This is a genomic window from Spirillospora sp. NPDC049652, from assembly GCF_040675125.1.
Lineage (GTDB): Bacteria > Actinomycetota > Actinomycetes > Streptosporangiales > Streptosporangiaceae > Spirillospora.
On sequence record NZ_JBFAOF010000663.1, the window covers coordinates 1 to 4,137 of the forward strand.

Annotated in this window: 4 protein-coding genes; 2 read left to right on the top strand and 2 right to left on the bottom strand. The window is 72.8% G+C overall.

All coding sequences use genetic code 11. The annotated features are described in order from the left end of the window. Together AB0J52_RS30130 and AB0J52_RS30135 are read left to right on the top strand one after the other, a co-directional pair. Nucleotides 1–618 (top strand): MFS transporter (locus tag AB0J52_RS30130; protein WP_500186030.1); only part of this gene is annotated, 618 nt, incomplete at its 5' end. A gap of 67 nt (nucleotides 619–685) precedes the next feature. Next, nucleotides 686–1,615 (top strand): STM4015 family protein, encoded by a 930-nt coding sequence (locus AB0J52_RS30135; RefSeq protein ID WP_500186031.1) that lies wholly within the window; start codon nucleotides 686–688, stop codon nucleotides 1,613–1,615. A gap of 18 nt (nucleotides 1,616–1,633) precedes the next feature. Here AB0J52_RS30135 and AB0J52_RS30140 read toward each other — a convergent pair whose 3' ends face one another. Together AB0J52_RS30140 and AB0J52_RS30145 are read right to left on the bottom strand one after the other, a co-directional pair. Next, a complete protein-coding gene (locus tag AB0J52_RS30140; RefSeq protein ID WP_500186032.1) occupies nucleotides 1,634–2,512 on the bottom strand; it encodes a thiopeptide-type bacteriocin biosynthesis protein in 879 nt (292 codons plus the stop codon). Continuing rightward, nucleotides 2,509–4,137: hypothetical protein (locus AB0J52_RS30145; RefSeq protein WP_500186034.1), on the bottom strand; the 1,629-nt coding region annotated here is incomplete at its 5' end. The genes AB0J52_RS30140 and AB0J52_RS30145, both read right to left, overlap by 4 nt.

A 4,137-nucleotide genomic window follows, 5' to 3' on the forward strand; every position in this document is an offset into this window, starting at 1 on the left:
CCCGCCACCGCCACCGGCAGCGGTGGCACCGGCGGAGCGCCGAGCGTCCGGCGCGAGCTGGCCGCGATGCGGCGGCCGCGACTGTGGGCCGTGTTCGCCGCGACCCTGCTGAGCACCGCCGCGTACATGGTCTCGTACAACTACCTGGCGGCCCTGCTGAAGGACGTCACCGGCGTCGCGGACGTGTGGGTCCCGGCCGTCCTGACGCTGTTCGGAGCAGGGGCGGTCCTCGGCCTGTCGGTGGGCGGGCGGATCTCCGATCGACGTCCCCGCCACGCGCTCCTCGCGGGAGCCGCGGGGATCGCGCTGGCGTCCGCGCTGCTCGCGTCGTTCGCCGCGCACGTCCTCGTCGTCGTCCCGCTGGTGCCGCTTCTCGGGATCGCCGGTTTCGTCCTGAACCCGGCGCTCTACGCGCGGGTGTTCGCCCTCGCGGCGCAGGCGCCCACGCTGGCCGGGGCCACCACCGTCTCCATGTTCCAGCTGGGCATCAGCCTGGTCCCGCTGCTGGCGGGCACCGCGCTGGACGCGGGCGCCGGCCTCGCGTCCCTCCCCTGGATCGGCGCGGCCCTGGCCCTGCTCACCGTCCCGGCCGTCCTGCTCGACCGCCGCAAAAGTTGATCTTCCGGACAGGAGCAGAACGGGCTGACTACGATCATCGGCACGCCGACCGAAGGGAGAGGTTCCCATGTCCGGCAGGGGACGCGAGAAGAGCTTCGACGGCCTTCCCGTGCGGGCCTTCTATCCGGAGCACCGGGGCGGCGTCGTCGCGGAGGAGGCGGCCTGGTTCCTGGAGGCCGAGTACTCCGGGCCGCCCGGGCTCGCCGAGGTCATCGAGGCGTTCTTCGCGGCCACCGACAGCACCCGGGTGACGACCCTGCTCCTCGGCTACATCGGCGCCGACGGCCCGACCGGCACCGAGATCCTGATGGACGTCGCCGACCGGCTCCCCCGGCTGCGGGCACTGTCGCTCGGCCACGAGCAGGACTTCGGCTTCATGGAGAGGTCCGACGACTTCACACCGCTCCTGGACCGCTTCCCGCGGCTCGAACGCCTGGACGTCCGGGGCAAGTACGACCTGGAGTTCCAGCCGGTCCGGCACGGGTCCCTGAAGACCCTGCGGGTCGAGTCGTGCAACCTGCCGGCCGAGGTCATGCGCGCGATCGCCGACAGCGACCTGCCCGCGCTGGAGCGCCTCGACGTCTGGCTCGGCGTCGACGGCGGTCACATCGAGGTCGCGGACGAGGGGGACCTGGGCGCCGTCCTGACCGGTGAGCGGCTGCCGTCGCTGCGCGCGCTCGCGCTGGAGAACAGCGGCGTGCAGGACGAGATCGCCGAGCGGATCGCGACCGCCCCGGTCGTCGCCCGGCTGCGGCGGCTGAGCCTCGCCCGGGGCACCTTCAGCGATCGCGGGGCCGAGGCGCTGCTGACGGGCCAGCCCCTGACCCACCTGGAGCATCTCGACCTGCACCACCACTACCTGTCGGACGACATGGCGGCGCGGCTGGAGGCCGCCCTGCCGACCACGGAGGTCGACGTCAGCGAGGGGCGAGGCGCCTGGTACGGCCCCTTCGACGAGGAGGTCTTCAACTTCGTCCAGGACGGCCGCGACTTCTGACGCGGGTTCTGCGGGTTCTCATGCCTCGGGGTGCTGGGCGCCTTGGAGGTCCGGCTGGAGCAGGCGGGTCATCGCTCCGGTGACGCTTCTCAGGTCCGCCGGTCGCAGGCCGAGGCCCCAGCGGTTGCACTGGAAGGTGGCGTTCGCCGTCAGCCAGGCGCGTTTCCCGATTGTCAGGCCGCCGTCGAAGTCCAGTGCGCCGAGTCCGCGCGCGGTCCGCTGGTTGCCGGTGACCGCTTGGCGCAGGAGCCGGGCCTCGGCGGGGGCGAGCCGCGCGACCAGGTCGGGCGACACTTCGTAGAGCTCCTGGGCACGCGCGGACGTGATGTCCTCAGAGGGTTCGCCGCCCACCGTGGCGGCCAGGGTGTCCAGGCGCTTCCAGACGTCCCACACCTCTGCCGAGTCTTCCAGGCAGAGTCGGAGCAGGTGATTGACCATCGCCGCCCACAGCGCGGACGCGCCGATGGTGGCGGGGAGCGCCGAGCGCATCGACTCGTAGGCCACGGCGAGCGGGGTGTCGTGATCCCAGTGCCGGTGTGCGAGGGCCATGCCGGCGGGGCCGCCGAAGCGATGGAGTTCGGGTTCGTACACCGCGAGCCGGTGTCCCACCAGATCACCGCGCTCGGTCGCGGCCGCGAGCCAGGGGACGAGTTCGGGAACCAGGCGCGTCCCGAGGTCCGGGCCTTGGAAACGCAGCCGCAGCCCGGGGTACTTGCGGACGAAGAAGCACAGTCCGAAGCGCTGTTCCGCGCGCCACCGGGCGAGTGCTTCTCCGAGGTCTTTCCAGGGCACTCGCGGCCCTCCGGTGGCGGGATCGGTGCCGACGAGGAGGCGTGCCTCCAGCCATCGACCGTCCTCGGGAGAGTGTGCGGCGCGCTCGTTCGTGGAGTGGCTCATGGCTTGCGCACCTTCTCCCAGTAGCTCCTGTCATGCCAGGTCACCACGAGCTCGCAGGCGAACCGGTGACCGGTGTCGGCGCATTCGACCCACTGCTCCGGCGAGCCGTGGACCTCGAAGAACTCGATCGACCTCGGCCGTTCCTCTAGCCTGCGCAGCATCGCCGCGACGGCGAGGGGGCTCTCAGTGAGCAGGAACAGCGGCGCGGCCTCGGGGTCGTCCTCGACGGCCGCCCACACGGTCCCGGGAAGGCCGAGGTCGTCGGCGAGCGTGCGCCAGGCCAGGTAGCGGCCCGCCTCGTCGAGAGCGAGCATCTCCGTCAGCGCCCGCTCGTCCAGGCACCAGCGGGCAGGCGACAGGACGGCCGAGGACGGGAGTTCGACGCACGGGACGTGACCGCCCGGAACCGGCCGGGGCAGAAGCCTGCGACAGACGAACTCCCAGCCGTGCCCGAGGGCGAGGCGGTGCAGGACGAAGCCGCGCGGATCACGTCCGCCGATGGCCGCGGACGAGTTGTAGACCGGGACGAGCGCGTCCCCCCGGGCCGGGTCCGCGAGCCAGGGACGCAGGCGCCCGCGGTCGGTACGGACCGTCATCCGGCCGGTCTCGTCCGTCCGCTGCGGGGCGGTGAGGCGATGGACGGTGACGGACGGGCGGCCGGCGGCGTTGGGGTTGGGCGTGTCGGATCCCGCGATCTCCACCGGCTGGGCCGTGCCGGACGGCCAGGACGCGTACCAGTCCCGGACGGCGGCGGTGAGCGGGGAGGCGCGTCCCGGCTCGCCGAGCAGCGGTTCGAACCGCGCGGTCAGTGCCAGCGGATGCGGTCTCCCCCACTCGACGCGGAGCCTTCCGGGCTCGCAGAGGGCCACGACGACCGCGCCGCCCGGCCCGGCCGTCGGCGCGGCGCGCAGGTCCGCCGCCGATATCCGGTAGGAGGAGCGTGACGCGACGGACGGACGCAGCCGGTCGTGCCAGCGGAGCGCCGTCCGGTCCCGGTGCGAGCGCAGTTCCGCCATGATGCGGGCGGTCTCGGGACGTCCCGGCCGTCCTATCCCGTTCATCGTCCGGTACGGGACGCCGGCGTCGCGGACGAGCTGGTCGAGAGATGTCTCCGGCGCATTCGCGGCCGTCCCGAGCAGAAGGCGCATGGACGAACGGCGCAGTAGTTCCGGGCCCTGGTCAGCCTCGTAGTAGGCCAGCGTCTCCGCGACGGCACGCCGGACCGTCTCCAGGAACTCGGGCGTCCATGTCGCCGCGAGCGCTGGACGGTAGTCGACACGCACCGGCCACCGCGACGTGCGGAGCGGCAGTCCGCCCGTCACACCGGAGCGCTCGGCGAGCACGCGGATCTCGTCCCTGATCACCGACAGGCGTTCGCCGAGTTCGTCCACGTCCATGGTCTCCAGGTGCTCGGCCAGATCAAGGCAGGCCGGGCGCAGCCGTTCGACGGTCGTCGTCCAGCGCTTCCGGACCTCGGCCGGGAGGCTGTCGCCGACCTCCGTCAGGGCCGTCCAGGGATCGGTGTCCGCCACGCTCAGCCGCAGGTCGGGGCGGAGCACGTCTTGTTCGACCAGGCGGCGCGCGGCCTCGCCGAGCGAGGCGGTGGTTCGGCGGTGTGGCGGCTC

What these genes read in the sequence shown, in the direction of transcription:
- AB0J52_RS30135 (WP_500186031.1), top strand. Translation starts at nt 686, where the DNA reads ATGTCCGGCAGGGGACGCGAGAAGAGCTTCGACGGCCTTCCCGTGCGG.
- AB0J52_RS30140 (WP_500186032.1), bottom strand. Translation starts at nt 2,512, where the DNA reads ATGAGCCACTCCACGAACGAGCGCGCCGCACACTCTCCCGAGGACGGT.